Genomic DNA, 26926 nt, shown 5'->3' on the forward strand with positions numbered 1-26926 from the left:
ACCGGCGGGGTCCAAAGGGGGGATCCTCGCTGCAGATTCAATCGGGCACGGCCTAAACGTGCACCACCAGGGGGATTTTTACTGTGCTAGCTCTCAGCATTTCCGTGCCTGCGAAGGGCACCACTATCAACGCTGCAATCGCCGACCATGTGCCTGTCGCGGAGCTCATACCGCACCTTGTGGATGCGGAGCCGGGGGAACACTGGATCCTCCACCGGGCGGTTGGGCAGGTTCAGCCCCAGCACACTCTGGCGGAGGCTGGGGTGCGCCCCGGAGAGTCGCTGACCTTGCAGATCGCCACCGTTCCCGCCCCGCCGGCCGAGGCTGTCGAGGAGCTCTCCGGCCCTATCCCCGCCAGCCCTGCTGCCTGGATCGCCGCGGCCATCGTTGCGCTGTTCAGCCTTCAAGCCACTCCCGCGTGGCACCCTTTGGATAATCAGCTGGTTGGAGCTGGGGGCGTCCTTAACCTCAACCATTCGGCAGATACCGCAACGATCGTGGCAACCGCAGTGGCGGCACTGGCTACGGCGGCGGCTTCGCTGCACCACCGCAACTTCACCTACCTGGCCGCGATCCTCGGCTTCGGGCTGGGCCTGCACGTGAATGTGCTGTGCGCGTGCTTTGTGGCGGCCCTCATGGTGTGGCGCAGCGGCCCGGCGCGGATCGTGACGGCCACATGGGTGGTGTTCGCGGCGATGAACTTCTGGCCGGGGGTTACGCTGCTGCTGGCGATGTTCGCGCTGGCTTATTCGGGGCAGATTGCGATCGGACTGGCGGGTATCAAGTTGCCGAAGGTGCCCGCGACTGGCGTGTTTACTCAGCCGACGACCACCCGTGCGGGCCAGGTGGTGGAGGTGCATTCCGCCCTGGTGGTGGCAATCGTGGCGGTGCTGGGTGCGTGCGTGTACCAGCTGGCGCCGTGGGGTGAGCCGCTGAGCCTGTGGCGTGCGGCGCTGCTGGTGCTGGTGGCCGTGCTGGGAGTGAGCGCGCGCAGCACCCGGCCGGTGCATTCGGTGGCGCTGGCGGTGCTTTCCGCGGCGACGATTCTGTGGTTGGCGCTGCACGAACCCTGGGGTGCGGTGTGCCTGGTGCTGGTTGGTCTGCCGGCGGTGCGCGTGCAGTCGCCGATGCTGGGGCGGGTGATCGACATGGTGGAGGCCGTTGCGTTCTGTCTGGCCATCCCCCTGGCGCTGCAGACCACAGGGATCTTCGAGGCGATTCGGGGCATCGGCTGATGATCATCCAGGATTCCTCGCCGCACGGGAACTGCCAGGAAGGCACCGTTGCGGCGCCGGGTACCTTGCCTTTGCCGGATATTGACGCCCCCTCGTACCCAGCGCTGCACGCCCTGTCCCGGGGCCGGGACGTGGACGTGGCTGTGGTTGATACGGGTTCCGCCGGGCCGGGCGTGGTGGGAGACCGTGATTTTTGCGTGCTGCACGGGTCCGTGGTGACCAGCGTGTTGCGGGCAATAGCGCCGGAGGCAAAGGTGCATTCGTTTAGGCATAACGCGGTTGCCTCCCGTGCTGAGGGCACGGTGGAGGATCTGGTTCGCGCGATCGACCGGGCGCTGAAGGCGCGGGTGAAGATCATCAATATTTCGATGGTGGCCTGCGAGGATACGGCGGAACTGCGGGAGGCCATAGGGCGGGCAGAGAAGGCCGGGGTGCTGGTGGTGGCTTCCACGGGCAACACGGGCCAGTGCCCGGAGGGGGCGCCGACATTTCCTTCCAGCCTGGATTCCGTGCTGGCCGTGGGCGCGGTGGCGCCGCGGGCACAGGAGCTGGCGGCAGGCGCAGGGGCCGGTGCAGGGTCAGTTGCAGGGCCAGCTGCCGGGAAGGAGAACTCCGCCGACCAGGGTCGCGTGCCCGCGCAGTACAGCGCGCCGACGCACTGGGTGGATCTGTTCGCCCCCGGCGGGCCGGTCGAAGGGCAGGTGGATGTGCGCGGGAAGGTGCACACCATCGTCGGCAACCCCGATCCTTTCGAGGGCACCAGTTTCGCCGCGCCGGTGGTGTCCGGGACAGCGGCGCTAGTCTGGCAGATCGTCCCGCACCTCAGCGCACGGGAGGTCCGCGAACTGCTGACCTCCACAGCCTCTCCCGGCGCGAGCGGACCGGGATTGGGGAAGCAGATGTTGGTTGTGAATCCCGCCGCGGCCGTGGATAAGGCGCTCGACCTGCGGGATGCGCGGATCCGCGTTGGCGACAACGGCAGCGACGGCAACAATGGCAGCATTGGCAGCGATGGCTCGACCGGCGCACACTACGAGCTGCAGACCGTCAGCACCCAGCCTCACCAGCCGGGGGCCGCCGACTATTCCGTGCCGGTCGTGCTCTCCCTCGTGCTGGCGCTAGGCATCATCGCCACGGTCGTCTGCCGGGCTTTCTCCGCAGACAGCAGGCCGCCGTCTGGCAGCGAGGCCACGCGGGCGAACTGAACCTCCTGTTCCGCGGTGAACCCCAGGGCGCGCAGCTCGGTCTGGCTGCCCACGGAGTAGCGCACTCCGTTATCACTGACCAGCACGTATCCGCGCTCCGTCTTCAGCGCCGACGTGCCCCGCGGGCCGCAGTAGGCGGTTGGTTCGTCGGCAGCCAGCACGGCGCTGATTCCGGCTGAGTCCGCGCCTGTGCCATCCTTCCCTGCGCCGCTGCCAGCTGCGGCGCCATCCTCCGGCTCCGCCAACCCTTGCGGCCCCGCGCACACCATCTGCGGCTGCGCCCACGTCACGGGCTGCTCGCCATCGAACTCCGGGATTCCCGCCAACACGTCCACGCTCGGCTGACGCATCACATCCGCCAGCGGGGCCTCCACCGGCGGCACGGGGCTGCTGGCCAAAGCAAAGTCACGCCGCGAACCTTTGACCTCCCCCACGCCCGCTCGGTCCACCAGAAACGCCCGGTCGCCAGAAGTGATTACCCTGCCCGCCACGTCGAAAGGCGTGGGCATCTTCGTCTTCCCCGTCGGCATGGCGATGTCGGGGCTGCGGCGGAACTGTTGGACCAACCCATCGCTGGCGGGCACCGCCTCCGTGCCGAAAGCCCGGGCTGCATCTGGGGTTATGCGGGTGCGAGTGGTGGCGTCAATAAGCCAATAACCCGAAGGCGCAGCCAGCAGAGCGTGGCGATGCGCCTTGATGTGCTCGACGGCCACGACCGTGCCCACGCCACCGTCCGCACGGTCGCAGTACAACCACTCGCGGTCCGGCGCGGCAGAAAGCGCCGGCACCTGCGGAATACCGATCGGCTGGCCCAACGGAACTTGGGATAGCTGCTCAGCAGTGGTTTTCTGCACCTCGACGGGCTGCTGCAGAATCAGCCGCGCGGAGGCGACGTTCGTAATCGGATGGTAGGAATCCTCCAGGCGCAGGTGCAGCGTGCCGGTTTCATCGGCCACCAGATCGGCCCCGTCCAGGCTCGGCTGTGGGCGCAGTAGCCCCAGCATCACCGCTCCCCCGGCGATCAGCAGACTCAGCAGCACGCCGACGACCAGCGCCCGCCGCTGGCTGCGCAGTGGATCGTGGGCCATCCGCGGGTCCCCAATGACCAGCGCCAGCTCGAGCCTGCGCAGCAGAAAGTTAAATCCAGATACTTGTATCCCCGTTGTGCGCATGGTTACTGCGCTCCCCCCTTTGTTGTTTTTGTTGTTTCTAGCCCCCGCTAGCGCGCTCAAGTATTTCATGGTTGAATTGCTTGCGCGAGGCGAACCTCGCATTCGGGGGAATTTCATACTTTGGGGGATGGGAATAATGGGTTCAGTGGCACTTTTGGCTGCCAATTCCGCCGACACTGAGCATACTTCCTGGTGGGCGTGGGTTTTGTGCGGGTTGCTGGCGATCGGGTGCATCGCGGCGGGCTGGTTCGCCTTCGCCCGCAGCCGCGCCACCACGGGTCAGGGCACGCGCTGGTTCCGGCTGCTCTGCGTGCACGACAGATTGTGGGGCGAGCCGTCGTCACGGCGGATTTCTGGCGACCGGTTGGCCGGTGGTTTAGGTCTTTCTCTTATGGACGCCACCCTCTCCACCGCAACCGTCCCCACCAAGCCTTTCGGTCGCGGCTGGTTGGGGGATGCCTCTGCCACGCTGGTGGGCGTGCCGGAGCACGCGGCGGCGCGGATGCCTTTTGCCGCCAGCGGGTGCGGGGTGTGGGCTCTGCCCGCGGAGGCTCCGCCGGTGGGCGCGGAGGTAGCCGGGCTGGCGGAGCAGCTAAGCGTTCCGGCTGCGCCGGGCTGGTTTATCGGGCTGACCGATGCCGGCGAACCCATGCTGGTGCACCCCATCCCCGGCGCGACTTTTGCGATGTTTGGAACGAGTGCGCAACTGCGCGCGTTGGAGGGGTCAATGAACTGGCCGGAGGAGCTCTTCGAGCTGCGCAGGTTCAGCGGTGGTGCTGGCGGGGCAGCCGACCCAAGGGAGGCAGCGCACTTGCCGAATGCGTCGGGTACGACGAATCAGACGGATCCGACAGATCCAGCTTCAAGCAAAGAGGACACGAAAACTCGGGTGTTGCTCGTGGAGATTCCTGCAGCCATGCGCGGTTCACGTCATGGGAGTGTTGGCTTCGCCGCTGCGGAGGACGTGCTCGCCCAGGGGCGCGAGCGCCTGCAACTGTTGGGGCACCCTACAGTGGATGTGTATATCGCGGTTCCGCCGGTTGGCACGGGCACGATCCTGGCTCACGGTGAGCACCGGGAGTACTTCAACTTCTTCGCCGTCACGGCTCCCGCGCCGAAGCCAGCACCGAAACCTGCGACACAGACCGTGCCACAGCTCGCGCCGAAACCTGCGCCGCAGCCGGTTCCACAGAATGCGCCGGTTGCCACCCCGGCCACGGCTCCGAAGGCGGGCGTAGCCACTCCCGCGCCCGCTCGTTCAAGGCGTGCAAAGCATCGCCGCGCGAGGGCGAATGCTCACAAGCACCGCTTCCCTCACGGTGCGGTATCTGGCTCCGTGGCTGGCTCTGCATCCGGCGCGGTATCTGCCCCGGCGGCTGGCTCCGCATCTACTGCGTCTGCGTCCGCCGAGCCACTCCCACTCCCGACTGGGGAGCGCTTGGCGCGCGTCGTCAGCGCGCGTTCCGCCAGCTCCTCGTCGGCCGGGTAATCCACCCGCACCAGGTTCAACCCCGCCGCGGGTGCCACCGGCACGGCGGAGCTGCGCTTCGTCTCCTGCAAAAGCCCCGAAGTGAAATCCCTCGGCCGCTTGCCCGACCCGACCGTCAGAGCCGCCCCCACCAGGGATCGCACCATCGACCAGCAGAAAGCATCCGCCGTCACGTGCGCCTCGTAAGTCTGCGGTTCCGCCTCCGTGGAGACGTCCACCCAGCGGAACTCCTGCAGCTCGCGAACTGTCGTGGCCCCCTCGCGGGCCTTGCAGAACGCCGCGAAGTCGTTCAAACCGATCAGCGCATCGGAGGCCGCCTGAGTCTTCTCCAAATCAATCGGGTGGCGCCACGCTGCCGTATCCCGCGCCCGCACCGGCACGGGGCCGGCCGGATGAGTCGTCACGCGATAAATGTAGTGCCGGCGCAGCGCGGAGAAGCGGGCGTCAAAACCCTGCGGAGCAACACTTGCCCCGTGCAACCGCACGTCCGCCGGCAACATGCGCGACAGGCGCCGCACCAGATCCTCCGGGCGAGTCAGCGAGCGCTGCTCGAAGGCGTCCGCAGGGATGTCCGCGTGGCAGACCTGGCCGCTGGCATGCACGCCCGCGTCGGTGCGCCCGGCAACGACCAGCTCAATGGGATGGCGCGTGACCAGTGACAACTTCTCCTGCAGCACTCCCGCGACCGTGCGCAAGCCCCCGGACTGGGTCGCCCAGCCGTGAAAATCCGTGCCGTCGTAGGCCACGTCCAGGCGCACACGCACCAGCTCGTCGGCTGTGTCGGGCTGATCGGCCGGCTTAGCCTCGTCGGCCGGGTATTTGTCGGACATGGTCGGGGCGGCTCCTTAGGATGTACGTTCGTCTAGCTGCTGCTGGGCTGCTGCATTCGCCATGGGCACTGTGCGCGCCTTAGTCTAGCCTGCGTGCAAGACAACGAATTCTCCGCCTCCACCCTCGACTCGCGCGCCCGCCGCCTAGTCGCGTGGGTCGCTGCTCTTAACGGACTTGGCTTCGTCGTTGAGGTGACGATCGCGCTGGTCATCGGCTCCGCCGCCCTTTTTGCTGACGCCGCAGACTTCCTCGAAGACACCCTCATCAACGTTCTGGTTCTCACCGCCCTGGGGTGGTCAGTCGCCAGCCGCCGGAAGGCCAGCTATGCCCTGGCAGGGTTGATTCTGATTCCGGCTTTCGCGGCCTTCGGCACGGCCGCGTGGAAGGTGGTGACGGGCACTCCCCCGGAGCCCGTGACTCTGAGCGTGACGGCCATCGGAGCGCTGGTGATTAACCTCGTCTGCGCAGTGCTTTTGCTGCGGCTGCGCGGGGCGGATAGTGCGTTGGTTCAGGGTGCTTGGCTGGCGGCGCGCAATGATGCTGCGGCTAATGTTCTGATCCTCGGCGCCGGTGTGGTGATGATCTTCTGGGCCAGCGCGTGGCCGGACATTGTGGTCGGCGTGGTCATCGGTCTGATTAACCTCTCGGCGGCGAAGGAGGTCTTTGAGCAAGCTCGAGCGGAAGAGCCGGAGCTCGAGATGGACTAGGCGAACCAGCCAATGTCGCTAGAACGGGAATACGCGCGGTCCAACTCCGGCCAATGTCGTTAGAACGGGAATACGTGCGACGAAAGTAAAGTGCCGGCAAAACGAAAACTCTCTGAACTGCACTTTTGCAGAACTGCAAATCGTTCGCATTAACGCATTCCCGATCTAACGACATTCGGCACCCAAACCCACCACAAACCCCGCCCAAACCCACCACAAACCCACAAACCCCGCCCCGCACAGGCCAGCAGGCGCACCCTTGCCTGTTCGGTGACATCGGGGCCGGCGGAGGCGGGTGGCGTCAATAAATAAGCAACCAATAGGCAACAAAAAAGGCGGGCCACGAGCTACCCGATTGGGTAACCGTGACCCGCCTCGAAGCTAGGCGAAAGCGAAAGCTAAGCCAGAGCGAAAGCTAGGCGAGAGCGCCGGACTTACTTGTCCTCGGCAGCCTCGGCAGCCTCAGCCTCAGCGGCCTTGTCGGTTGCGGTGTCAGCCTCAACCTCCGGAGCCTCCTCAGCCTCTTCAGCCTTAGCCTCAGCAGCCTCGGCCTCAGCCTTCTTGGCCTTGGAAGCAGCAACGCGGTTAGCGCGCTCTGCCTCGGTGGAGGCCAGCGGCTCCGTCACCAGGGAGATCTGGGAGATCGGAGCGTTGTCGCCCTTGCGGTTCTCCAGCTTGATGATGCGGGTGTAGCCACCCGGACGGCCTTCGAACTTCGGAGCCAGCTCGTTGAACAGGTAAGCAACAACTTCCTTGTTCGGGATGAGCTTCAGCACGTTGCGGCGATCCGCCAGGGTGCCGCGCTTGGCCTTGGTGATGATCTTCTCGACGTAGGGGCGCAGCAGCTTAGCCTTTGCGTCCGTGGTCTTGATGGCGCCGTGCTCAAACAGCTGAGCAGCGAGGTTGGACAGGATCTTCTTCTGGTGGGAAGCAGAACCGCCCAGGCGGGCGCCCTTCTTTGGGGTAGGCATTAGTTCTCCTCGTGTGGATCTTTAAATCAGTGAGCGCGTGCGGTTAACCACCGGGTTATTCCGCGATGTCCTCGCCCTCGGTGTCGATGAACTCGCCGGTCTCTGCGTCGTAGCCCTCGATATCGGTGATATCGAAGCCCTCCGGAGCGTCCTTCAGGCCCAGACCCAAGCCAGCCAGCTTGACCTTGACCTCGTTGATGGACTTCTGGCCGAAGTTACGGATGTCCAGCAGGTCGGACTCCGTGCGTGCAGCCAGCTCGCCGACGGTGTGAATCTCTTCACGCTTCAGGCAGTTGTAGGAGCGGACGGAGAAGTTGAGGTCCTCGATCGGCATGCTGTAGGCAGCGATGTGCTCGCTTTCCTGCGGCGACGGGCCGATCTCGATGCCCTCTGCTTCGTGGTTCAGCTCCTGGGCCAGACCGAACAGCTCCACCAGGGTCTTGCCTGCGGATGCCATGGCATCGCGGGCAGTGATGGAGTTCTTCGTCTCCACGTCCAGAATCAGCTTGTCGAAGTCCGTGCGCTGTTCCACACGGGTTGCCTCGACCTTGTAGCTGACCTTCAGAACCGGGGAGTAGATCTGGTCGACCGGGATGCGTCCGATCTCAGAAGAAGCTGCAGCAGCCGGAACGTAGCCGCGGCCACGCTCGACAGTCATCTCGATTTCCAGCTTGCCCTGCTCGTTCAGGGTGGCGATGTGCAGGTCCTGGTTGTGAACCTCCACGCCAGCCGGAACCTCAACGTCGGCGCCGGTAACCTCGCCCGGGCCTTCCTTGCGGATGAACATCGAGACGGGCTCGTCGGAGTCGCTGGACAGAACCAGGGACTTGATGTTCAGGATGATGTCGGAAACATCTTCCTTCACGCCCGGGATGGTGGTGAACTCGTGGAGCACACCCTCGATGCGCAGGGAGGTCACTGCCGCGCCCGGGATGGACGACAGCAGGGTCCGGCGCAGGGAGTTACCCAGCGTGTAGCCGAAGCCCGGCTCCAGCGGCTCGATGACGAACCGGGAGCGGGAATCGTCGATGAACTCTTCCGTGAGCGCGGGGCGCTGTGAAATGAGCATTGTTTAAGCTTCTCCTTTTTCGGCGACCGCTATATGACGCCGTTAGGGGGACTACCGCCACCAGGTTTGGTAGACGGTGCGGACGGTAGAAAACCGCGTTTGGTGTTCTATCCGAAGTAATTCTAACGAATAGGTTCGTCAGGTTTACTTCGAGTAGAGCTCGACGATCAGCTGTTCCTGCAGCGGAATGTCGATCTGAGCGCGCTCGGGCAGCTGGTGCACGAGGATGCGCAGAGTGGACGGTACGACCTGCAGCCAAGCAGGAACGATCGTATCGACCAGGGCTTCCTGAGCCTCTTCGAACCACAGCATCGAGCGGGACTTCTCACGCACGTCGATGATGTCGTACTGGGAGACCTTGAAGGAAGGAACGTTGACCTTCTTGCCGTTCACGGTGAAGTGACCGTGGGAAACCAGCTGGCGAGCCTGGCGGCGGGTGCGTGCCAGACCTGCGCGGTAGACAACGTTATCCAGGCGAGACTCCAGCAGGATGACCAGGTTGTCACCGGTCTTGCCCGGGCGACGGTTGGCCTCTGCGTAGTAACGGCGGAACTGCTTCTCCAGAACGCCGTAGGTGTACTTCGCCTTCTGCTTCTCCTGCAGCTGCAGGAGGTACTCGGACTCCTTGATGCGAGCACGGCCAGCCTGCCCCGGAGGGTAGGGGCGACGCTCGAAGGAGTTGTCGCCGCCGACGAGGTCGACGCGGAGGCGACGGGACTTACGGGTTACGGGGCCGGTATAACGAGCCATTTTTGATCCCTAATCCTTTCTTCTCTTTAGACGCGACGACGCTTCGGCGGGCGGCAGCCGTTGTGCGGCTGCGGGGTGACGTCGGCGATGGTGCCAACCTCGAGGCCCGCGGTGGACAGGGAACGGATAGCGGTCTCGCGGCCGGAGCCCGGACCCTTCACGAAAACGTCAACCTTCTTCATGCCGTGGTCCATTGCCTTGCGGGCAGCGGACTCGGCAGCCATCTGAGCGGCGAAGGGGGTGGACTTACGGGAGCCCTTGAAGCCGACGTGGCCCGAGGAAGCCCAGGAAATCACAGCGCCCTTCGGGTCCGTGATGGACACGATGGTGTTGTTGAAGGTGGACTTGATGTATGCGTGGCCATTGGCCACATTCTTCTTTACGACGCGACGGCCAGTACGGCGCGCGCCGGAACGAGTCTTCGGAGGCATAGGTTACTTCTTCTTTCCTGCGATCGTCTTCTTGGGGCCCTTACGGGTACGAGCATTGGTCTTGGTGCGCTGACCGCGGACCGGCAGGCCACGACGGTGGCGCAGGCCCTGGTAGGAACCAATCTCGATCTTGCGGCGAATATCGGCCTGGATCTCGCGGCGGAGGTCACCCTCCACCTTCCAGGTGTTCTCGATAACGTCACGCAGAGCGGACAGCTGCTCGTCGGTCAGATCCTTGGAGCGAAGATCAGGGGAGATGCCGGTCTTTTCCAGCAGCTCCTTGGAACGGGCGGGGCCGATTCCGAAGATGTAGGTCAGTGCGACCTCCATGCGCTTCTCGCGTGGCAGGTCAACACCAGCAAGGCGTGCCATAGGGCATTTTCCTTCCGGTTTAGCGACGGTTTTCTCCACACTCGTCCCTTTTGATCCTTCGAGTATTTCGCCAACAGTCACGGAAGAGACTGTTCGGGCACTAGGTGCCTTGAACGTGCGAAACCAACACCCCAACTATTGGGGTGTTGGAAGGAGGGCTCCGGCCGCCGCGGCCAGAGGTAGTGACCAGGTAGCTGCCGCCTCGGCGACGCTGCTACCTAGATTGGATGTATGGAGGCTTAACGATTTACTTGTAGCGGTAAACGATACGCCCACGGGTCAGGTCGTAGGGAGACAGCTCCACGACAACCCGATCCTCGGGGAGAATACGGATGTAGTGTTGGCGCATCTTGCCGGAAATGTGGGCCAACACCTTGTGGCCGTTGTCCAGTTCGACACGGAACATCGCATTTGGCAGGGGCTCGACGATGCGACCCTCAACCTCGATGGCGCCTTCTTTTGCCATATCCTCCAACGTTTCCCCAGCTCAGATGGCTGGTATGGGTGATGTTTTGCTACATACGGTGCAGTCTCAAGACCTCCCACATGGCAGCCACCTAGGGCACTTACCGATGCGAAAGCCTCATGCACCAACTGCTTACAATACACGCGACCTGCACGGATGCCAAAACGCTCGCGCCAGCCCCTTCGGGAGCTAACACGAGCGCTTTTCTTTTCTAGCGGCCGCACCTTGACGGCGGCCCGGGCTGTACCTCTAAGCGGGCTGCTCCTCGCGACGCAGTTCGCCCTTCGCCAGGCGGTTCACGGTCAGCGCAATCGCGCCGTCACCGGTGACGTTACATGCGGTACCGAAGGAGTCGATGGCGATGTAAGCGGCAATCATCAGTGCCACCTGGCCATCGTCGAAGCCCAGCTGGGACTGCAGCAGACCCACGGCCGCCATAATCGCACCACCCGGCACACCTGGAGCTGCGATCATCATCACGCCCAGCAAGAAGATGAAGCCCAGGGCCATGCCTGCGGTCATGTCCACGCCCGTCATGTAGACAATGGAGAACGCAAACAGAGCGATCTTCTGCATGGAACCGGATAGGTGCACCGTTGCACACAGCGGCACCACGAAGTCGGCGACAGACTGGGATACCCCGTTCTTGCGAGTGCACTCCAGGGTCACCGGAATGGTTGCGGCAGAAGAGGAAGTACCCAGGGCGGTGAAGTAGGCGGGCAGCATGTTCTTCAGCGCCGTGAACGGGTTGCGCTGCGCGAAGAGTCCGGCCAGCAGGTATTGCAGCGCCAAGATGGCCCATGTCATCAGTACGGCGAGGATCAGTACCTTAGAGAACTGCGTCAGCGTGAGCTTCAGGTTGCCGTTCATCCCCATGGTCAGGAACACGCCGAAGATGTAGAACGGCAGCAGCGGGATGATGAAGCTCTGGATGACCTTCATGGTCACCTCGCGCAGCTCCTCAGCACCCTTGTACAAAACTTCGGTGCGCATCGAGGCCATAGCGATACCTACGGTAAATGCCAGCAGCAGCGCGGACATCACGCCCAGCGGTGGGTCCATCTCTACGGAGAAGAACGGCGCCAGCGCGCCTTCGTCAATATCCTTGGCCTCGATCATCGACTCATTGCCCAGCAGCGAGGGGTAAAGCCCTTCCGCCACGCCGTAGGCGATCAGGCCGGAAATGATGGTGGAGACGTAGGCGATGCCGGCGGTCACGCCCAGCCACTTACCTGCCCCGCGCCCCAGGCTGGCGATAGCCGGGGCGATCAGAGCGAAGATCAGAACCGGGACGAAGAATCCCAGGAAGTTACTGAACAGCCCATTGAAGGTCGCAAATACGCGGCCGGCCCATTCCGGGAAGAAGAGGCTGCAGACGATACCCAGGACGATCGCGACGATGATCTTGAATATCAGAGAATTAAGGAATCGGGATCCATTCATGCTGGCGCTTTCCCTTTGCACATACTTGTAGGTACTCAAGAAACGATTATGTTTAGCCTACTCGCAATACTTGGTCCCCCAATAATCGCCGTTCGCCCATCAACCCCGCCCCTGCTGCCCCTCACCACTGCCGTCTTCCCTACTACGGCTCTCCCCAACTACGCTCCCCTGCCATCCCCAACACTGCTGCGCCCCCGGCACCGCGCCAGCCGGGGCAGTCGGCAGGGGGCGTCACCAAGAAAGAAGGAGCTACTTGCGCGGCGTAAGGATCCGCGGGCCGTCGGCGGTCGCGGCGACGGTGTGCTCCCAGTGCGAGGAGAAACTGCCGTCATCGGTCAGCACCGACCACTCGTCGTCCAGCACGTAGGAATCCGCCGTGCCCAGCGCCAGCATCGGCTCGATGGCCAGCACAGAGCCCTCCTGGATCTCCGGGCCTCGCCCACCGCGGCCCTCGTTGGCCAGGTACGGATCCTCATGCATGGTGCGGCCGATGCCGTGGCCGCCGTACCCATCGACGATCCACAGCTCCACGTCGAACTTCCGCGCAGCGGCTTCGGTCGCCTTCTCCAGTGCCCAGGACACGTCCGTCAGGCGGTTGCCGGGCACCATCGCCTTCAGCCCCTCGTACAGCACCCATTCGGTCGCGCGGTTTAGGCGGTCGTGCTCGTCTGCGATCTCGCCGATGCCGAAGGTCCAGGCGGAGTCCCCCACCCATCCGTCGAGCGTTGCGCCGCAGTCGATGGAGATCAGATCGCCTTCCTTCAGCACCACATCTGCGGACGGGATGCCGTGGACGATCATGTCGTTCGGGCTCGCGCAAATGGAACCCGGGAAGCCGCCGTAGCCCTTGAAAGTCGGGGTGGCGCCATGGTCGCGGATGACCTGCTCGGCCACGCGGTCCAAGTCGAGCGTGGTCTTTCCCGGCGCCGCAGCCTTCTTAACCTCCTGCAGCGCCAGCCCGACGATCTCCCCGGCGGCCTGCATCGCATCCAGCTGCTCGGCGGTTTTCGCCGCGATCTTTTTATTCCTTCGCCTAAAGCCCATGTGGTTTCGCTTCTGTTCTCTTTGCTTACTCGTTTTTTCTTAGTGACGCCCCCTCGCGGGGCGAATAACCACAAATCCCGCCAGGTCGGACCGTGTGGGGCCGGCTGGCGGGATCAGCGATTCTTGCGCGCGGGGTTTACTTGTCCAGCGCGTTCAGCGTGGTGCAGGAGATGTCCTCCACGGTGCCCTCTGCGTCGATGTTCAGCAGAACGTCCTTGTAGTGGTCGATCAGCGGGGCGGTCTCCTCACGGTAGACCTCCAGGCGGGTGCGGATGGTGTCCTCGTTGTCATCGTTGCGGCCGCGGGCCAGCATGCGATCAACAACAACGTCCTCGGAGACTACGTAGTTGATGACTGCGTCCAGGGAGTGGCCGTCCTCCTGCAGCATCTTCTCCAGCAGCTCTGCCTGCTCGATGGTGCGGGGGAAGCCGTCCAGCAGGAATCCGTCGGCGGCATCGTCCTGGTTCAGGCGGTCGCGAACCATGTCGGCGGTGACGGAGGTCGGGACCAACTTGCCAGCGTCCATGTACTCCTGCGCCTGCTTGCCCAGTTCGGTGCCCTGGGAGATATTGGCGCGGAACAGATCGCCGGTGGAGATGTGCGGGATCTTCAGTGCATCGGACAGCAGGGATGCTTGGGTGCCCTTGCCAGCGCCGGGAGGGCCGAGCAGAACTAGTCTCATTTGAGGAATCCTTCGTAGTTAGACTGCATAACTTGCGATTCGAGTTGCTTGATCGTGGTCAGGGCAACGGACACCAGAATCAGGATGGCGGTACCACCGAACGGCATCTGACCCTGGCCTGCGGCCTGCGTCGTCTGCACACCCATGTTGATGAGGATGTTAGGCAGAACAGCAATGAGAGCCAAGTAGATGGAACCGACGATCAGCAGACGGTTCATCACATATCCAAGATACTCCGCGGTCGGGCGACCCGGGCGGATGCCCGGAATGAAGCCACCGTACTTCTTCATGTTATCCGCCTGATCGTAAGGATCGTACTGGACGGAGACGTAGAAGAAGGAGAAGAAGATGATCAGTGCCACGTACAGCAGGATGTACTGCCAGGCAGCCGGGTCCGTCAGCACGGACATGACGTTCTGGTTCCACCAGTTCTCCTGTCCAGCACCTTCCGGGTTTCCGGACTGGATGATCTGAGTAATCAGAATCGGAACCGTAAGCAGCGAGGAGGCGAAGATCACTGGGATAACGCCGGCCTGGTTAACCTTCAGCGGCAGGTACGTGGAGGTCTCGCCGTACTGGCGGCGGCCAATCATACGCTTTGCGTACTGAACCGGGATGCGGCGCTGGCCCTGCTCGATGAAGACCACGCCGACGACCAGGATCAGCACTCCAACCAGCACTGCGCCGAAGACGAAGCCACCGGAGCTGGAGAAGATGGAAGCGCCCTGCGCCGGCAGAGAGGTGGCAATACCCGCGAAGATCAACAGCGACATGCCGTTGCCGATACCGCGGTCGGTGATCAGCTCACCCATCCACATCAGCAGCACCGCACCGGAGGTCATGACCAGCACCATAACTACCAGCCCGAACACACCCGTGCCGTCCTTCAGTACCTGCACGCCCTGCCCCAGCAGCTGCCGGCGATCCGCCAGCGCCACGATGCCCGCGGACTGCAGCAGCGCCAAAGCCACGGTCAGGTAACGGGTGTACTCCGTCATCTTCGCCTGGCCGGACTGGCCTTCCTTCTTCAGCTGCTCGAACTTGGGGATCACCACTGTCAGCAGCTGCACGATAATGGAGGCCGTAATGTACGGCATGATGCCGACGGCAAACACCGAAAGCTGCAGCAGCGCGCCACCTGAGAACAGGTTGATCAGCGAGTACATGGCCGAGCTGTCGGTTAGGTCGGAGATCTGCGACTGGATCGAGCCGTAATCCACGCCAGGGGTGGGGATCTGGGCGCCGATGCGATAGAGGATGATCATCGCAAGCGTGAACAAGATCTTCTTGCGAAGATCAGCGTTCTTGAACGCCGAGGTGAGGGCGGACAAACTTTGCCTCCTGTGTAGTTTCTTACCTTCGTGCGGGATCTACTGGCCAGCGCACCTGCACTTCAAGATACGCCCGCATAGAGGCGACACTAATTGCAACCTGTACAGGTTAGCAGACAGGACAAATGCTTACGATACTGTACCACCCATAGCGGACTACAAATTAAACGCCACTGCCCTGCCACTTCCCTACCACTGCCCTGCCACTGCCCCGGCTCTATCTACCTGGACTCAGAACTCGCCGACGTGTGGGCGTCAATAGGAAAAACAAAAACGCCCCGCCAGCGCAACAATGCACTGACGGGGCGATTCTTGAGAAGCTAAGCGCGGCTAGAGCTAGAACAATCTAGCCGTCTAGCCGTCTTTACTTAGCCTCAGTGGCGGTGCCACCGGCAGCCTCGATCTTCTGCTTTGCAGAGCCCGAGAACTTGTTAGCGGTGACGTTCAGCTTCACGCTGATCTCGCCGTTACCCAGAACCTTCACCGGCTGGTTCTTGCGAGCCAGACCAGCTGCAACGATGTCTGCAACGGTGACGTCGCCACCGTTGGAGAATGCCTTCTCCAGGTCAGACACGTTTACCACCTGGTAGGTGACCTTGGCGGGGTTCTTGAAGCCCTTCAGCTTAGGCAGGCGCATGTGCAGTGGCATCTGGCCACCCTCGAATGCTGCCGAAACCTGCTTACGAGCCTTGGTGCCCTTGGTACCACGACCTGCGGTCTTACCCTTAGACGCCTCACCACGACCCACGCGGGTCTTGGCCTTCTTGGCGCCCGGAGCGGGGCGGAGGTCGTGGAGCTTAATTGGATCGCTCATGTTTACTCTCCTGCCACTTCTTCGACCTCGACCATGTGGCGCACAGTGTTGATCTGGCCGCGGACGATCGGGTTGTCCTCGCGGACGACCGTCTGACCAATGCGCTTCAGGCCGAGAGAGCGCATGGAATCGCGCTGCTTCGGCTTGGTTCCGACCAAGCCCTTAACCTGGGTGATCTTCAAAGCCATTGCTTATGCCCCCTGTCCTGCCGCACGGGCGCGCAGCATAGCGGCCGGAGCAACCTCGTCCAGGGACTTGCCACGGCGTGCGGCAACCTCTTCCGGACGGACCAGCTGCTTCAGGCCAGCCACGGTTGCGTGGACAATGTTGATAGCGTTGTCGGAGCCCAGGGACTTCGACAGGATGTCCTGCACGCCGGCGCACTCCAGCACCGGGCGGACAGCGCCACCAGCGATCACACCGGTACCGGGCGCTGCGGGCTTCATCATGACGATGCCTGCAGCGTCCTCGCCCTGAACCGGGTGGGTGATGGTGCCGTTGATCATCGGTACGCGGAAGAAGTTCTTGCGAGCCTCTTCTGCGCCCTTCTGGATGGCGGCAGGGACTTCCTTGGCCTTGCCGTAGCCGACGCCGACCATGCCCTGGCCGTCGCCGACGATGACCAGCGCGGTGAAGCTGAAGCGGCGACCGCCCTTCACAACCTTCGAGACGCGGTTGATGGTAACCACGCGCTCGATGAACTGGCTGCGCTCATCCTGCTGGTTGCGACGATCGTTACGTCCACCGCGGTCGTTGCGGCCGTTACGCTCGTTGCGCTCCTTCTTGTCGTTGTTCTCGGCGGAGCGTCCGCCGTTACGTTCACGTCCCGACATCACGCGTTCCTTCCGTTGGTGTTGTTCGTGGAGTTGGTCATTAGAACTTCAGACCACCTTCGCGGGCAGCATCAGCCAGAGCGGCGACGCGGCCGTGGTACTTGTAGCCCGCACGGTCGAAGACGACAGCCTCGATGCCAGCGGCCTTGGCGCGCTCGGCGATCAGCTGGCCAACCTTCGCACCGCGAGCCTTCTTGTCGCCCTCCATAGCGCGCACATCGGCTTCCATCGTGGATGCTGCGACCAGGGTGTGGCCTGCAACATCGTCGATGACCTGTGCGTGCATGTGGCGAGAGGTGCGGTGAATTACCAGACGCGGGGTCTCCGGGGTGCCAGAGAGGGTCTTGCGGATACGGAAGTGACGACGTGCGCGTGCGGTGCGGCGGCGGGTGGAAATGTCCTTGCCCACCGGCAGACGCTTTTCGTTTTGTGCAGTGTTGCTCATTACTTACCCGTCTTTCCGACCTTGCGACGGACCTGCTCGCCCTCGTAGCGAATGCCCTTGCCCTTGTAAGGATCATCCTTACGCAGACGGCGGATGTTCGCGGCGATCTGTCCGACCTGCTGCTTGTCGATACCTGCGATGGAGAACTTGGTGTTGCCATCCACGGCGAAGGTGATACCCTCCGGTGCCTCAATCAGCACAGGGTGGGAGTAGCCCAGTGCGAACTCCAGGTTCTTGCCCTTGAGCTGCACACGGTAGCCAACACCGAAGATTTCCATGTTGATGGTGTAGCCCTTGGTCACGCCCTCAATCATGTTGAAGACCAGGGAGCGGGACAGGCCATGCAGGGAACGATTCTTGCGGTGATCATCCGGGCGGGAAACGACGAGCTCCTCGCCTTCCTGGGCCACGGTGATCGGGGCCGGAATGTCCTGGCTCAGGGTACCCTTCGGACCCTTGACCTCGACAGACTGGCCGTTGATGTTGATGGTGACGCCAGAGGGGACAGCCACCGGTGCCTTGCCAACACGAGACATGGTTTGGACCTCCTCTAGTTACCAGACGTAGGCGAGAACTTCTCCGCCTACACCCTTGTTCTGAGCCTCACGGTCGGTCAGCAGGCCGTGGGACGTGGAAATGATGGCCACACCCAGGCCGCCGAGAACCTGCGGCAGCTCGTTGGACTTTGCGTACACACGAAGACCCGGCTTGGAGACACGACGCAGCCCGGAGATAGAACGCTCGCGGGACGGGCCGTACTTCAGCTCGATGTCCAGTGTCTTGCCAACCTTGGCGTCATTGACGGTGTAGTCAGCGATGTAACCCTCCTCCTTCAGAATCTCGGCGATGTTCGCCTTGATCTTGGAGGAAGGCATGGAGACGGACTCATGGAACGCGTTGGATGCGTTCCGCACGCGGGACAGCATGTCCGCGATGGGATCAGTCATGGTCATAAGTTTTGACCCATAGCCTTTCTCATTGCGGTTCCCAGCCCACCCAGGATGCGTGTACCGCGCGCTTGCTGGCTACTAGCGCGCCCCATGCTAAATAACGTGGGGTGCTCGCCGCCGTGTCCGCGCGGCCGCTTTATTGGGCGAGGGGCCTACAACAAAGTGGATTGATGTTTACACTGCTCACGCTGCCATCCCAGTTTTGGGCATGGGGCAACGCAAGACCTGATAACTCTAGCAATCACCTGCGGGTTTCCCCAAATCGCTGTTTTTCTTGTTTTGGGACGCCCCTAGGGCCAGAAATCCAGCAGATCAGGAGTAGGCCAGTCCCAGTCACGACCTAACCCAAAAGTCCGCGCGCTCACCCGACCGCTTCCGCGAGCTGGGGATCGTGGCAATCTTTGAACCCGCGGATGCGTAGGCGCTTCGGTCGGTGAACTAGACCGGCGGAGGCAAGGGGCGTCACAAAAGAGTCAACTACCTTCAACAACCCCCGGCGACCGTGACGGTGGCTACGTGCGGGGGTTTAGGCGGCGGCTTAAGCGGTGGCGTGCGGGGTTAGTGTGGCGCGTCAAGCAGTGACGGATAAGCGAACACTGTGTGTAGCATTTGTGCTACATGAGCGGAAAAACAAGAGGAATTAAGTGTCCCTACCTGCACGTTTCAGCCGTTACGTGAATTGCCTCACACTTTTGCTGCACCTGTTGCGAGAGTGAGGCGCAATTCACTACACATGTTGTACGTACACGAAGTACAGACTTGCGGCACCTGGTCGGAACTCGCAGAACCGATCACTACCCCGCCGCAACTTTGCAGTTTTTATACACCCCTCTCGGAAGGAGATTCCTTTGAAGTTCAAGAAGTCCCTCATCACCCTGGCCGCAGCATCCTCCGTCGCCCTGGCTGGCGTTCCGGCTGCAGTTGCAGACGACGCCGCTGAGGCACCGGTCGCCGCCGATGTCGCAACCCAGCCGGCTGCCGACGAGGCCGCACCGGCTGAGGACGCTACCGCTGGTGATGACCAGGCTGAGGCAGACGACGAGGCCGAGGCTGGCGAGACCGCAGACGAGAACGCCGAGGGCACCGAGAACGAGGGTTCCTCCGAGGGCTCCACCGAGGAGGGCACCCAGGGCTCCATCGACGACGAGAAGAAGGAGAAGCTGAAGGGCTCCATCGACAAGCTGGTCGGCTGGGACGACTCCACCTCTACCCTGGACAAGGTCAAGGACGTAATCGGCTTCATCGGCAAGATCGTTAAGATCTTCCTGTAAACCGGCAGCGGATACCAAAAACAAAGAACCCCCGCTTCCCTAATTATCGAGGAGATCCTCGATGGGAAGCGGGGTTTCGTTACGCTGAATTACTCAGCGGAGCCCTTCTGCTTGAAGGGGAAGCCCAGCTCGCGCAGCAAGGCGCGGCCTTCGTCGTCGTTGGTTGCAGTGGTAACGACGGTGATGTTCATACCGCGAGGACGGTCGATCTTGTCGACGTCGATCTCGTAGAACATGGTCTGCTCAGACAGGCCGAAGGTGTAGTTGCCGTGGCCGTCGAACTGCTTGTCGTTCAGGCCGCGGAAGTCACGAATACGCGGCAGAGCGACGGTCAGCAGGCGGTCCAGGAACTCCCACATGCGGTCGCCACGCAGGGTAACGCGGGCGCCGATGGGCATGCCTTCACGCAGCTTGAAGTTAGCAATAGCCTTCTTCGCGGTGCGGATCTGCGGCTTCTGACCGGTGATCTTGGTCAGGTCCTCGATTGCACCGTTGATCAGCTTGGAATCGCGAGCAGCGTCGCCGACACCCATGTTGACGACAACCTTGGTGACGCCCGGGATCTGCATGACGTTCTCGTAGCTGAACTCGCCGTTCAGCTTCTCGCGGATTTCCTCACGGTAGCGAGTCTTCAAACGTGGGGTGTAGTTTTCGCTCATCGTTAGATGTCCTTCCCGTTGCGCTTGGACACGCGGATCTTCTTACCGTCTTCGTCGAAGCGGTAGCCGATACGGGTCGGGTTGCCGTCGGAGTCAACGACCATCACGTTGGAAACGTGGATCGGAGCTTCCTGGGTAACGATGCCGCCGGACTCAGCGCCGCGCTCTGGAGCGGAGTTTGCAACGTGCTTCTTGATTCGGTTGACGCCCTCGACCAGGACCTTGTCGCGCTGCGGGTATGCCTCGATGACCTTGCCCTTTGCACCCTTGTCCGGGCCGGAGATTACCAGTACGGTGTCGCCCTTACGGATCTTCATTTAGAGCACCTCCGGAGCCAGGGAAACGATCTTCATGAACTTCTTGTCGCGAAGCTCACGTGCGACCGGGCCGAAGATACGGGTGCCGCGGGGATCGTTGTCGTTTGCCTTGATGATGACAGCCGCGTTCTCGTCGAAAGAGATGTAGGAGCCGTCCGGACGACGGGTCTCCTTCTTTGCGCGGACGATGACAGCCTTGACGATGTCGCCGGCCTTGACGGTGCCGCCCGGTGCAGCTTCCTTGACGGTAGCTACGACGACATCACCGATACCAGCGGAGCGTCGAACGGAACCACCGAGCGGACGGATGACCAGGATTTCCCGGGCACCGGTGTTGTCGGCAACTCGCAGACGCGATTCTTGCTGAATCACTTGAGTCTCCTAATTTGACCTAGATTTTTGCTTGCCGTGCGTGGGATTTCCGACCCTCGCGCACGCGGTCTGTGCCAGCGCGCGTTCCCCGCGCCTTCTGGCAACCGCCATATTCTTCCACACCCCTACTCAGCCAACCAAATCGCCGTATCAGAGTTTTTCGGGGCGGCGGTGGATTTCGCTCAGCGGGGGTATGTTACCCCACCCCCGTGTAACGCTATTTTCGTTCTTTATTGACGCCTCCTCACACCTCATCGCCCCGCATTTCCAGCAGGACTGCTAACGGTGAACTAGCCTAGTGCTTTGCCCCTCAAAACCACTGCTCAGAATGTGCCCATAGCGTGCGGTTATGTTCAAAAACTTAAGTATCCAGGACGGCGCGGACGCCAATAAAAGATCGATTCGGGGCAGCCCCCCCCCTTCCCACTAACAGTTACTTTTCAGCTCGCGCCCAGGGGTTATGAAGGATCGCTTATGAGCCGTTTCAGCGGGCAGGTAGAACTTTTACACTGTGCTTAAAGTGCACGGTCATGTTAAATTGATCCCCGTACCACGGCCAGTTCAGGCCGACGCACCATCTTTCACGTGAGGATTAAACACATGAAGCTCAAGAAGTCCCTGCTGGCTCTGACCACCGCCGCTACCGTTGCAGTTGCTGGCTCCACCGCTGCAGTTGCTGAGGAAAACAACGGCGCCAACAACTCTTCCATCGAAACCGTCGCCGGCAGCGGGAAGCAGGATGGCACCGAGAACGACAACAACAACGACGGCGAGCCGGGCAAGAAGGACATCGCTGGCTCCGCAAACAAGTTCTTCGGCTGGAACGAGAAGACCAAGGGCATCGAGAAACTCACGACCGTCGTTACCCTGATCACCACCGTTGCAGCCCTGGTTGGCGGCATCGTTTCCCTGTTCAACAACTTCCAGAAGCTGGGCAAGCTGGCCAAGTAGGAACAGCCGGTTCCCACTAGGAGCTAGGTTCCGGCTGATCCCTTAAGTAGACAGGTCAGCCATACAGTTTCAAGCCCCGTGGCGATCCTCGGATCCCCGCGGGGCTTTTGCTACCCCTCGCCCTTTCACTTTTGCTTTAGGTAAGGGTAAGGTAACTCCCATTATGACCTCGAACCCAACTACCCTGAGCACCCCTACTAACACTTCCGCTTACCACGCGGCCTTCTCTGACCACCAACTCCTGACTGCCCCGGCTGAACCGCACCATCGAATCATCCGCGCCACCGTTTACGACGTCAGTACCCCGGCAGAGAACCTGCAACGGATTGTCATCCACTCCCCTGAACTAGTCGGCTTTCAGCTTTCCGGCCCTGACGAATTCTTTGGCCTCTTTATGCCCGCTAAGCCCGGCGAGAATCTCCATCTACCACTCCACGGAGGTGGCGCCAATATCCGCGCAAGCGTTGCAGCCATGCCGGAGACCCAACGCCCAAATCTACGTTGGTACACCGTACGCTCACTCGATCCCGAGTGCGGACAGATAACTTTCGACGTGGCGACACATGGCGTCAAAAATCCAAAGGATGAGCACGTCGGACCGGGGCTCGCCTGGGCTCTTGCAACTCGTGTTGGCGACCAGGTAGGCATCTGGACATGCCAGGGTCTCTGGAACCGCGCGCAAAGTTCACAAACGCTTATCGCAGACCCATCCGCCGCGCCTTCCGTTCGAGCCATCTTGGAATACACGCAGGCTTTCGCCCCGGAACAGTTGTGCGACATGCACCTCGTGGTTGTCGCCGAGAACCCTGGTGACCTCGAGCCGTCCCTTGTCGCCGACTGGGAGAGCAAACTGGGCAGCCTAGAAGTGTTGTTTAGCGCGACGACGGACTTCGGTACGGCAGTGATGTCTCACCTGCAGCAACTGGACCGCGCCGAACACCCTGCAGCGCAGTCGAAATACGTCTGGGTCGCGGGCGAAGGGCAACTCTGCAAGGAAGTCCGGCGCCACGCAATTCACACGTGGGGCCTCAACAGCGGATCTGTGCAGTGGTGCCCCTATTGGTTCCTCGGGAGGGCAAGGCCTTAGGCCCTACGCTCAAGAACCCTGTAGCGAATTAGCCACTATCCCGCGCGGTACGATAATCGGAGCCGTACCGTGGGGATCTTCCCACACCTCGGCATTCAGGCCATATGCCTCGCGCAACACATCCACCGTCAGAGCCTCCGTTGGAGAACCCTCGGCGATCTTTTCCCCTTCCTTCATGACGATCATCTCGTCGCTAAAAGCTCCCGCCAGGCCAAGATCATGAAGCACGGTAATCACCGTCTTGCCCTCTTGAGCGAGCTCCCGCACGATACTTAGAATCTCTATCGCATGTGCCGGATCTAGGTAGGTAGTCGGTTCGTCCAACAGCACAATTGGCGTATCCTGCGCCAGCACCATCGCCATCCAGACCCGCTGCCGCTGGCCGCCAGAAAGCTCCGCCACGTCGCGGGCAACAAGATGGTCAACCTTCGTCTTCTTCAGCGCCTCGCGCACTTTTTCTTTATCTTCTGACGCCGTCGCTCCCCCACCCCAGAGCGATCGACGATAAGGGTGCCGTCCGCGTTCCACGAGTTCTCCAACGGTCAACCCCGCCGGACACAGCGGGTGTTGTGGCAAAAGCGCAATTAGTTGGGCGGCTTCGCGTGCCCCCAAGCTATGCACGTCCTTATCCTCTACAAGAACACGTCCTTCGGTGGGAGCAAGCAGCCGAGAAAGCGTCTTGAGCAACGTTGACTTACCACAACCATTGGGACCTAAGAGCGTGGTGACCTTCCCGGGCTCTGCAGTGAAAGACACGTCCTTAACAATGCTTGGGCCGTCGTTGTAGCCCACGGTGACGTGATCAACTTGAACGTTCATTGAACCATTCCTTTCAGAGTTCCGCGACGGGCCGCCAACCACACAAGCAACACCAGCGCGGGTCCACCAATGATGGCGGTAACCAACCCCACAGGGGATGTAAATGGCAGTGCGCCCGCCACGACGGCGCACGCAGCTAATAGAGCAGCGCCTGCAAAAGTAGAGCACAACGGATGGGGCGCGGGCGTTCCGGCCACCAGCTTGGCCAGCTGAGGAGCCAACAGTGCCACGAATCCAATTGGGCCGACAAAGGAAACCACCACCGCGACAATGCCCGTTGCGGCAATGAGCAAAATAGCGCGCACCCTCGTGACATTTACACCAAGTGTGGACGCGGTGGCGTCATCATGAGAAAGAAGAGGGACATCGCGCGTAACGCAGAGGCCTAAAACCACGAAGGGCAACAAGCCCAACACCATAGGCAACAAAGCTTCCATACGCACAAAGCCGGTGGACCCAGCGAGCCAAGTTTGGGCATCCGTGGCACGAGTTAAGTCAGCCCGGAGAAGAAGATACTGCACTAAAGACTGCGTGAGGAAAGACAGCGCCAGGCCGATGACCACTACGCGCTGCGACGTTCCGAAACCACCGAGCAGAACGAGCAAACCAACGATCACTAGTGCGCCAAGCAAAGCGAGTGCAGCACGCCACCAGAACGTCGGCACCCCCTCACTCCATGCAGGGCGGGTAACTACGGTGCCCGCCACAACCAAAACCGCCGCGCCGCCGGATACACCGAGAATGTCCGGGCTGGCCAACGGATTGCGAGCCATGGTCTGAGTCCACGCGCCGGCCAGCCCCAGCGCCGCGCCGACCAGGACGGTAGCGATTGCTACAGGCAGGCGGAGATCCCACACCACGTTGATTGCTTGCTGTGTGCCCCCACCGGTGAGAACCTCGATGACTTCCATCGGGCTGAGCTTCACCGCACCTTGCCCCAGAATTAGGCAATAACAAAGCGCCGCTATGAGGGCGAACCCCGATGTGGCTGCCAGGATGCGTCTGCTTCGTGAACGCTTGATACTACGGATAGACGTCATATCGCTCATATCGCCAGCTCCGAGTCATTCGAGGTCGGTGAGCTCTTCTTACGCCGTACCGCCAGAATCATCACTGGGGCACCGACAATAGCTAGGACAATGGACATTTCCAGCTCGTTAGGTTGCAGGACGAAGCGGCCCACAATATCGGCTAGCAGTACAGCCGCGCCGCCGAGGATGGCAGTTGGTAGCAAGAGGCGGGTAAGCGCCGGGCCGGTAAACGGGCGCAGTAGGTGTGGCACGGCGAAGCCCACGAATGTCACTAGCCCCACGGTGGCTGTCGCCGAGCCGGCGAGGATGATCACCGCTGCGGCAGCCAACAAGCGGGTTCTCGTGGGCGAGCTGCCAAGGGAACGGGCGGAGTCCTCTCCCATCGCAAGTAGATCCAGCGGGCGTGCTGCAAGCGCACCACATAGAGCACCTAGTGCTAGACCTAAAGCAGCTAAGGCCACGTCTTCCATACCCCGTCCAGCCGTAGAGCCGACGGTCCAGCGGCGGAGCCCTTCCAGGGTGTCGGAAGAATAGAGGCTCAGCATATTCGTGGCCGCTTGCAGGGCAAAGGTAACTCCCACGCCCACGAGTACCAGAGTTAGCGGGTTACGCGATACGCGGGAAATCAACAGCACGACTAGAGCGGCGACGGCCGCCCCGACGAGCCCCACAAGTGTTCGCTCCCCGACCGTCGTTGCCCAGCCCAAGGTCAGTGCCGCGGCGACTGCGAAACTTGCTCCGGCGTTCACGCCGATAATGCCGGGATCTGCCAAGGGGTTGCGGGTCCAGCTCTGAGCAATGGCGCCCGCCATCGCCAGGGCCGCACCTGTGATCACAGCCAAGAGGGTGCGCGGAACGCGCAAGTCCCAAATGATGCCGGACTGTTCAGCATTGATGCCGGATTGCGTAGATGGGTGCGGACCATGCATGAGGATGCTGGTCACCTCGCCAATGGAAAGATCTTTGGAACCCAAGTACAGGGAGGCAACCAGCAGCAATGCCAAGCCAACGAGTGCGGCCGAAGTAAGCAAACGCCGGGACAACACCAAAGAATGTCGAGTTCTTGAGACGGACACTTTCAATTAAATTGCGTCAGCGAACTTGTCTACTGCCCAGGGGATGGTCAATGGGTTCGGCATACTCATTGCATTGCCCACGTTTTCGTCCATCCAGCGGACCTTGCCTTCGCGAACAACGTCCAGCTTGCTGAATGTTGGATCCTTCTTCAAGGTATCGGCGGCACCCTGGTAATCAAGGATGAAGAGGTAATCGACGTTGTTGAGGTCGCTGTAGTTCTCAGGTGCGATGTCGCGGTAGAACTCGCCCCCGTTACCTTCGAGCTCCTTCGGGATCTCGAAGCCCAGACTCTTGATAAACTGCCCACGCCCGTCACCGGAGGTGTACAGGCCGATCTTTCCCTGATAAGGCATGACGATAGCCGCACGCTTGCCCTTGAGCTCAGGGTGCTGCTGTTGGAAATCTTCGAAGGCCTTCTGCGTTTCTTCGACGAGTTTGTCGCCTTCTTCTTGCTTGTCTACAGCGCCGGCGATCTGGTTGACCTGATCCCGCCATGGGATCTGCCAGTCCGTGGCACCGTCTGGCTTAACGGTGGTTGGGGCGATGTCATTAAGCGCCTTCTTCGCCTGCGCGTCTACGGCAGAGTTCACCGCAATGATCTTGTCCGGATCAGCGGCGGAGATCTTCTCCAGGATTTCAGCAGTGAATCCGTTGGCAGTACCGTAAACCACTTCAGGCTTGTTGTCGCCGAGCTTTTCGGTAGCCCATGGGCCGACGCCAGACGCATCAACATCTCCCTCAGCACCCCAGGGCGCTACGAGGACTGGTTGGATGCCTAGAGCGAGCAAGGTATCGCTGTCTCCCAGGCCAACTGCGGCGATGCGCTCGTCCCCGGTGCCCTCATTTTTTGACGCCGCCGCGTCGTCGCCTCGGGAGCAACCAGACAGAACAAGAGTGGATGCTGCCAAGACAGCGGCGGTCTTCAGCGCCGCTCGACGGGTCAGCGAATTGTTTCGAAACATGTGAAAGCCTAACGTGTAAGGAACTCTTTGAGACGCTGTAAAGTACCCGTAGCCCCAAGAGACTGATGGCCTCTTTCGGCTACGGCCAACACAGCAGTCGCGCCTATATTACACAAGTAAGGCTAACCACACAACAGGCT

Annotated in this window: 30 protein-coding genes and 1 pseudogene; 6 read left to right on the top strand and 25 right to left on the bottom strand. The window is 61.6% G+C overall.

The window, feature by feature from the left end; all coding sequences use genetic code 11:
* The first annotated feature begins 83 nt into the window (after nucleotides 1-83).
* Together HMPREF3166_RS08440 and HMPREF3166_RS10360 are read left to right on the top strand one after the other, a co-directional pair.
* Nucleotides 84-1235 (top strand): EsaB/YukD family protein, encoded by a 1152-nt coding sequence (locus HMPREF3166_RS08440; RefSeq protein WP_070488709.1) that lies wholly within the window; start codon nucleotides 84-86, stop codon nucleotides 1233-1235.
* Nucleotides 1235-2092, top strand: a pseudogene (locus tag HMPREF3166_RS10360) (S8 family serine peptidase); the annotation flags it as partial. The gene HMPREF3166_RS08440 and the pseudogene HMPREF3166_RS10360, both read left to right, overlap by 1 nt.
* A gap of 224 nt (nucleotides 2093-2316) precedes the next feature.
* Here HMPREF3166_RS10360 and eccB read toward each other — a convergent pair.
* Nucleotides 2317-3612, bottom strand: coding sequence for a type VII secretion protein EccB (gene eccB, locus HMPREF3166_RS08445; protein WP_070488712.1), 1296 nt, complete (start codon nucleotides 3610-3612; stop codon nucleotides 2317-2319).
* Nucleotides 3613-4926: 1314 nt separating this feature from the next.
* The gene (gene truA, locus HMPREF3166_RS08450) at nucleotides 4927-5931 is read right to left on the bottom strand and encodes a tRNA pseudouridine(38-40) synthase TruA (protein WP_070488715.1); all 1005 of its coding nucleotides are present in this window, start codon (nucleotides 5929-5931) and stop codon (nucleotides 4927-4929) included.
* Between the two features lie 93 nt (nucleotides 5932-6024).
* Between truA and HMPREF3166_RS08455 the strand changes: the two genes are divergently transcribed.
* The gene (locus tag HMPREF3166_RS08455) at nucleotides 6025-6639 is read left to right on the top strand and encodes a cation efflux transmembrane domain-containing protein (RefSeq protein WP_070488718.1); all 615 of its coding nucleotides are present in this window, start codon (nucleotides 6025-6027) and stop codon (nucleotides 6637-6639) included.
* 434 nt (nucleotides 6640-7073) lie between these two features.
* Here HMPREF3166_RS08455 and rplQ read toward each other — a convergent pair whose 3' ends face one another.
* The 16 genes from rplQ to rpsH form a co-directional block, all read right to left on the bottom strand.
* Nucleotides 7074-7610 carry a 50S ribosomal protein L17 gene (gene rplQ, locus HMPREF3166_RS08460; protein WP_049049757.1) on the bottom strand — a complete coding sequence of 179 codons (537 nt, stop codon included), beginning with the start codon at nucleotides 7608-7610 and terminating at the stop codon, nucleotides 7074-7076.
* Nucleotides 7611-7665: 55 nt separating this feature from the next.
* On the bottom strand, nucleotides 7666-8679 hold the full coding sequence (locus tag HMPREF3166_RS08465) for a DNA-directed RNA polymerase subunit alpha (protein ID WP_035003040.1): 1014 nt from the start codon (nucleotides 8677-8679) through the stop codon (nucleotides 7666-7668).
* Nucleotides 8680-8823: 144 nt separating this feature from the next.
* The gene (gene rpsD, locus HMPREF3166_RS08470; protein WP_005291869.1) at nucleotides 8824-9429 is read right to left on the bottom strand and encodes a 30S ribosomal protein S4; all 606 of its coding nucleotides are present in this window, start codon (nucleotides 9427-9429) and stop codon (nucleotides 8824-8826) included.
* A gap of 26 nt (nucleotides 9430-9455) precedes the next feature.
* Entirely contained in the window at nucleotides 9456-9860 is a 405-nt protein-coding gene (gene rpsK / locus HMPREF3166_RS08475) for a 30S ribosomal protein S11 (protein WP_005291870.1), read from the bottom strand.
* A gap of 3 nt (nucleotides 9861-9863) precedes the next feature.
* Entirely contained in the window at nucleotides 9864-10232 is a 369-nt protein-coding gene (rpsM, locus tag HMPREF3166_RS08480) for a 30S ribosomal protein S13 (protein ID WP_005291872.1), read from the bottom strand.
* A 247-nt stretch (nucleotides 10233-10479) separates the two neighbouring features.
* Nucleotides 10480-10698, bottom strand: coding sequence for a translation initiation factor IF-1 (infA, locus tag HMPREF3166_RS08485; protein ID WP_003854422.1), 219 nt, complete (start codon nucleotides 10696-10698; stop codon nucleotides 10480-10482).
* Nucleotides 10699-10947: 249 nt separating this feature from the next.
* Nucleotides 10948-12141, bottom strand: a complete 1194-nt coding sequence (locus HMPREF3166_RS08490; RefSeq protein WP_070488721.1) for a dicarboxylate/amino acid:cation symporter — start codon at nucleotides 12139-12141, stop codon at nucleotides 10948-10950.
* A gap of 249 nt (nucleotides 12142-12390) precedes the next feature.
* A complete protein-coding gene (map, locus tag HMPREF3166_RS08495) occupies nucleotides 12391-13185 on the bottom strand; it encodes a type I methionyl aminopeptidase (protein WP_035003037.1) in 795 nt (264 codons plus the stop codon).
* Between the two features lie 136 nt (nucleotides 13186-13321).
* A complete protein-coding gene (locus HMPREF3166_RS08500; RefSeq protein WP_035003036.1) occupies nucleotides 13322-13867 on the bottom strand; it encodes an adenylate kinase in 546 nt (181 codons plus the stop codon).
* Nucleotides 13864-15198: a preprotein translocase subunit SecY gene (gene secY, locus HMPREF3166_RS08505; protein WP_070488724.1), complete on the bottom strand. Its 1335-nt coding sequence runs from the start codon at nucleotides 15196-15198 to the stop codon at nucleotides 13864-13866. The genes HMPREF3166_RS08500 and secY overlap by 4 nt, the downstream gene beginning before the upstream one ends.
* A 364-nt stretch (nucleotides 15199-15562) precedes the next feature.
* Complete coding sequence (gene rplO, locus HMPREF3166_RS08510) at nucleotides 15563-16012, bottom strand: 50S ribosomal protein L15 (protein WP_034984966.1); 450 nt, start codon at nucleotides 16010-16012, stop codon at nucleotides 15563-15565.
* A gap of 2 nt (nucleotides 16013-16014) precedes the next feature.
* Nucleotides 16015-16200: a 50S ribosomal protein L30 gene (gene rpmD, locus HMPREF3166_RS08515; RefSeq protein WP_011274133.1), complete on the bottom strand. Its 186-nt coding sequence runs from the start codon at nucleotides 16198-16200 to the stop codon at nucleotides 16015-16017.
* A 3-nt stretch (nucleotides 16201-16203) separates the two neighbouring features.
* Nucleotides 16204-16845: a 30S ribosomal protein S5 gene (rpsE, locus tag HMPREF3166_RS08520; protein ID WP_011274134.1), complete on the bottom strand. Its 642-nt coding sequence runs from the start codon at nucleotides 16843-16845 to the stop codon at nucleotides 16204-16206.
* A 40-nt stretch (nucleotides 16846-16885) separates the two neighbouring features.
* Nucleotides 16886-17290 (bottom strand): 50S ribosomal protein L18, encoded by a 405-nt coding sequence (gene rplR / locus HMPREF3166_RS08525; RefSeq protein WP_011274135.1) that lies wholly within the window; start codon nucleotides 17288-17290, stop codon nucleotides 16886-16888.
* Nucleotides 17290-17826 (bottom strand): 50S ribosomal protein L6, encoded by a 537-nt coding sequence (gene rplF / locus HMPREF3166_RS08530; RefSeq protein WP_011274136.1) that lies wholly within the window; start codon nucleotides 17824-17826, stop codon nucleotides 17290-17292. Before rplF ends, rplR begins: the two co-directional genes overlap by 1 nt.
* Before the next feature lie 18 nt (nucleotides 17827-17844).
* Entirely contained in the window at nucleotides 17845-18243 is a 399-nt protein-coding gene (gene rpsH, locus HMPREF3166_RS08535) for a 30S ribosomal protein S8 (protein WP_011274137.1), read from the bottom strand.
* An 845-nt stretch (nucleotides 18244-19088) separates the two neighbouring features.
* On the opposite strand from rpsH, the gene HMPREF3166_RS08540 reads away from it, so the two are divergent.
* Nucleotides 19089-19511, top strand: a complete 423-nt coding sequence (locus HMPREF3166_RS08540) for a hypothetical protein (RefSeq protein WP_070488727.1) — start codon at nucleotides 19089-19091, stop codon at nucleotides 19509-19511.
* Nucleotides 19512-19600: 89 nt separating this feature from the next.
* Here HMPREF3166_RS08540 and rplE read toward each other — a convergent pair whose 3' ends face one another.
* Genes rplE through rplN form a run of 3 tightly spaced genes read right to left on the bottom strand, consistent with a single transcriptional unit; the run spans nucleotide 19601 to nucleotide 20859 of the window.
* Nucleotides 19601-20170 (bottom strand): 50S ribosomal protein L5, encoded by a 570-nt coding sequence (gene rplE, locus HMPREF3166_RS08545; RefSeq protein ID WP_005291938.1) that lies wholly within the window; start codon nucleotides 20168-20170, stop codon nucleotides 19601-19603.
* Between the two features lie 2 nt (nucleotides 20171-20172).
* Nucleotides 20173-20487 (bottom strand): 50S ribosomal protein L24, encoded by a 315-nt coding sequence (rplX, locus tag HMPREF3166_RS08550; RefSeq protein ID WP_005291939.1) that lies wholly within the window; start codon nucleotides 20485-20487, stop codon nucleotides 20173-20175.
* Nucleotides 20488-20859 carry a 50S ribosomal protein L14 gene (gene rplN, locus HMPREF3166_RS08555; RefSeq protein WP_034984969.1) on the bottom strand — a complete coding sequence of 124 codons (372 nt, stop codon included), beginning with the start codon at nucleotides 20857-20859 and terminating at the stop codon, nucleotides 20488-20490.
* A 600-nt stretch (nucleotides 20860-21459) separates the two neighbouring features.
* Here rplN and HMPREF3166_RS08560 point away from each other — a divergent pair.
* On the top strand, nucleotides 21460-21810 hold the full coding sequence (locus HMPREF3166_RS08560) for a hypothetical protein (RefSeq protein ID WP_070488730.1): 351 nt from the start codon (nucleotides 21460-21462) through the stop codon (nucleotides 21808-21810).
* A gap of 163 nt (nucleotides 21811-21973) precedes the next feature.
* A complete protein-coding gene (locus tag HMPREF3166_RS08565) occupies nucleotides 21974-22897 on the top strand; it encodes a siderophore-interacting protein (RefSeq protein ID WP_070488732.1) in 924 nt (307 codons plus the stop codon).
* Between the two features lie 9 nt (nucleotides 22898-22906).
* On the opposite strand, the gene HMPREF3166_RS08570 is transcribed toward HMPREF3166_RS08565, so the two are convergent.
* Genes HMPREF3166_RS08570 through HMPREF3166_RS08585 form a run of 4 tightly spaced genes read right to left on the bottom strand, consistent with a single transcriptional unit; the run spans nucleotide 22907 to nucleotide 26786 of the window.
* Nucleotides 22907-23716 (bottom strand): ABC transporter ATP-binding protein, encoded by an 810-nt coding sequence (locus HMPREF3166_RS08570; RefSeq protein ID WP_070488735.1) that lies wholly within the window; start codon nucleotides 23714-23716, stop codon nucleotides 22907-22909.
* Nucleotides 23713-24765, bottom strand: a complete 1053-nt coding sequence (locus HMPREF3166_RS08575) for a FecCD family ABC transporter permease (protein ID WP_371327272.1) — start codon at nucleotides 24763-24765, stop codon at nucleotides 23713-23715. The genes HMPREF3166_RS08570 and HMPREF3166_RS08575 overlap by 4 nt, the downstream gene beginning before the upstream one ends.
* Nucleotides 24762-25793 carry a FecCD family ABC transporter permease gene (locus HMPREF3166_RS08580; RefSeq protein WP_141741153.1) on the bottom strand — a complete coding sequence of 344 codons (1032 nt, stop codon included), beginning with the start codon at nucleotides 25791-25793 and terminating at the stop codon, nucleotides 24762-24764. The genes HMPREF3166_RS08575 and HMPREF3166_RS08580 overlap by 4 nt, the downstream gene beginning before the upstream one ends.
* Before the next feature lie 36 nt (nucleotides 25794-25829).
* Nucleotides 25830-26786, bottom strand: coding sequence for an iron-siderophore ABC transporter substrate-binding protein (locus tag HMPREF3166_RS08585; protein WP_070488738.1), 957 nt, complete (start codon nucleotides 26784-26786; stop codon nucleotides 25830-25832).
* Nucleotides 26787-26926: the final 140 nt, after the last annotated feature.

Source organism: Corynebacterium sp. HMSC08A12 (assembly GCF_001807485.1).
GTDB lineage: Bacteria > Actinomycetota > Actinomycetes > Mycobacteriales > Mycobacteriaceae > Corynebacterium > Corynebacterium evansiae.

Excerpts from the sequence above, each read along its gene's own strand:
- eccB (WP_070488712.1), bottom strand. The coding sequence starts at position 3,612 with ATGCGCACAACGGGGATACAAGTATCTGGATTTAACTTTCTGCTGCGC.
- truA (WP_070488715.1), bottom strand. The coding sequence starts at position 5,931 with ATGTCCGACAAATACCCGGCCGACGAGGCTAAGCCGGCCGATCAGCCC.
- rplQ (WP_049049757.1), bottom strand. The coding sequence starts at position 7,610 with ATGCCTACCCCAAAGAAGGGCGCCCGCCTGGGCGGTTCTGCTTCCCAC.
- HMPREF3166_RS08465 (WP_035003040.1), bottom strand. The coding sequence starts at position 8,679 with ATGCTCATTTCACAGCGCCCCGCGCTCACGGAAGAGTTCATCGACGAT.
- rpsD (WP_005291869.1), bottom strand. The coding sequence starts at position 9,429 with ATGGCTCGTTATACCGGCCCCGTAACCCGTAAGTCCCGTCGCCTCCGC.
- rpsK (WP_005291870.1), bottom strand. The coding sequence starts at position 9,860 with ATGCCTCCGAAGACTCGTTCCGGCGCGCGCCGTACTGGCCGTCGCGTC.
- rpsM (WP_005291872.1), bottom strand. The coding sequence starts at position 10,232 with ATGGCACGCCTTGCTGGTGTTGACCTGCCACGCGAGAAGCGCATGGAG.
- infA (WP_003854422.1), bottom strand. The coding sequence starts at position 10,698 with ATGGCAAAAGAAGGCGCCATCGAGGTTGAGGGTCGCATCGTCGAGCCC.
- HMPREF3166_RS08490 (WP_070488721.1), bottom strand. The coding sequence starts at position 12,141 with ATGAATGGATCCCGATTCCTTAATTCTCTGATATTCAAGATCATCGTC.
- map (WP_035003037.1), bottom strand. The coding sequence starts at position 13,185 with ATGGGCTTTAGGCGAAGGAATAAAAAGATCGCGGCGAAAACCGCCGAG.
- HMPREF3166_RS08500 (WP_035003036.1), bottom strand. The coding sequence starts at position 13,867 with ATGAGACTAGTTCTGCTCGGCCCTCCCGGCGCTGGCAAGGGCACCCAA.
- rplO (WP_034984966.1), bottom strand. The coding sequence starts at position 16,012 with ATGAGCGATCCAATTAAGCTCCACGACCTCCGCCCCGCTCCGGGCGCC.
- rpmD (WP_011274133.1), bottom strand. The coding sequence starts at position 16,200 with ATGGCTTTGAAGATCACCCAGGTTAAGGGCTTGGTCGGAACCAAGCCG.
- rpsE (WP_011274134.1), bottom strand. The coding sequence starts at position 16,845 with ATGTCGGGACGTGAACGTAACGGCGGACGCTCCGCCGAGAACAACGAC.
- rplR (WP_011274135.1), bottom strand. The coding sequence starts at position 17,290 with ATGAGCAACACTGCACAAAACGAAAAGCGTCTGCCGGTGGGCAAGGAC.
- rplF (WP_011274136.1), bottom strand. The coding sequence starts at position 17,826 with ATGTCTCGTGTTGGCAAGGCACCGGTGGCTGTCCCCTCTGGCGTCACC.
- rpsH (WP_011274137.1), bottom strand. The coding sequence starts at position 18,243 with ATGACCATGACTGATCCCATCGCGGACATGCTGTCCCGCGTGCGGAAC.
- rplE (WP_005291938.1), bottom strand. The coding sequence starts at position 20,170 with ATGAGCGAAAACTACACCCCACGTTTGAAGACTCGCTACCGTGAGGAA.
- rplX (WP_005291939.1), bottom strand. The coding sequence starts at position 20,487 with ATGAAGATCCGTAAGGGCGACACCGTACTGGTAATCTCCGGCCCGGAC.
- HMPREF3166_RS08560 (WP_070488730.1), top strand. The coding sequence starts at position 21,460 with ATGAAGCTCAAGAAGTCCCTGCTGGCTCTGACCACCGCCGCTACCGTT.
- HMPREF3166_RS08565 (WP_070488732.1), top strand. The coding sequence starts at position 21,974 with ATGACCTCGAACCCAACTACCCTGAGCACCCCTACTAACACTTCCGCT.
- HMPREF3166_RS08570 (WP_070488735.1), bottom strand. The coding sequence starts at position 23,716 with ATGAACGTTCAAGTTGATCACGTCACCGTGGGCTACAACGACGGCCCA.
- HMPREF3166_RS08575 (WP_371327272.1), bottom strand. The coding sequence starts at position 24,765 with ATGAGCGATATGACGTCTATCCGTAGTATCAAGCGTTCACGAAGCAGA.
- HMPREF3166_RS08585 (WP_070488738.1), bottom strand. The coding sequence starts at position 26,786 with ATGTTTCGAAACAATTCGCTGACCCGTCGAGCGGCGCTGAAGACCGCC.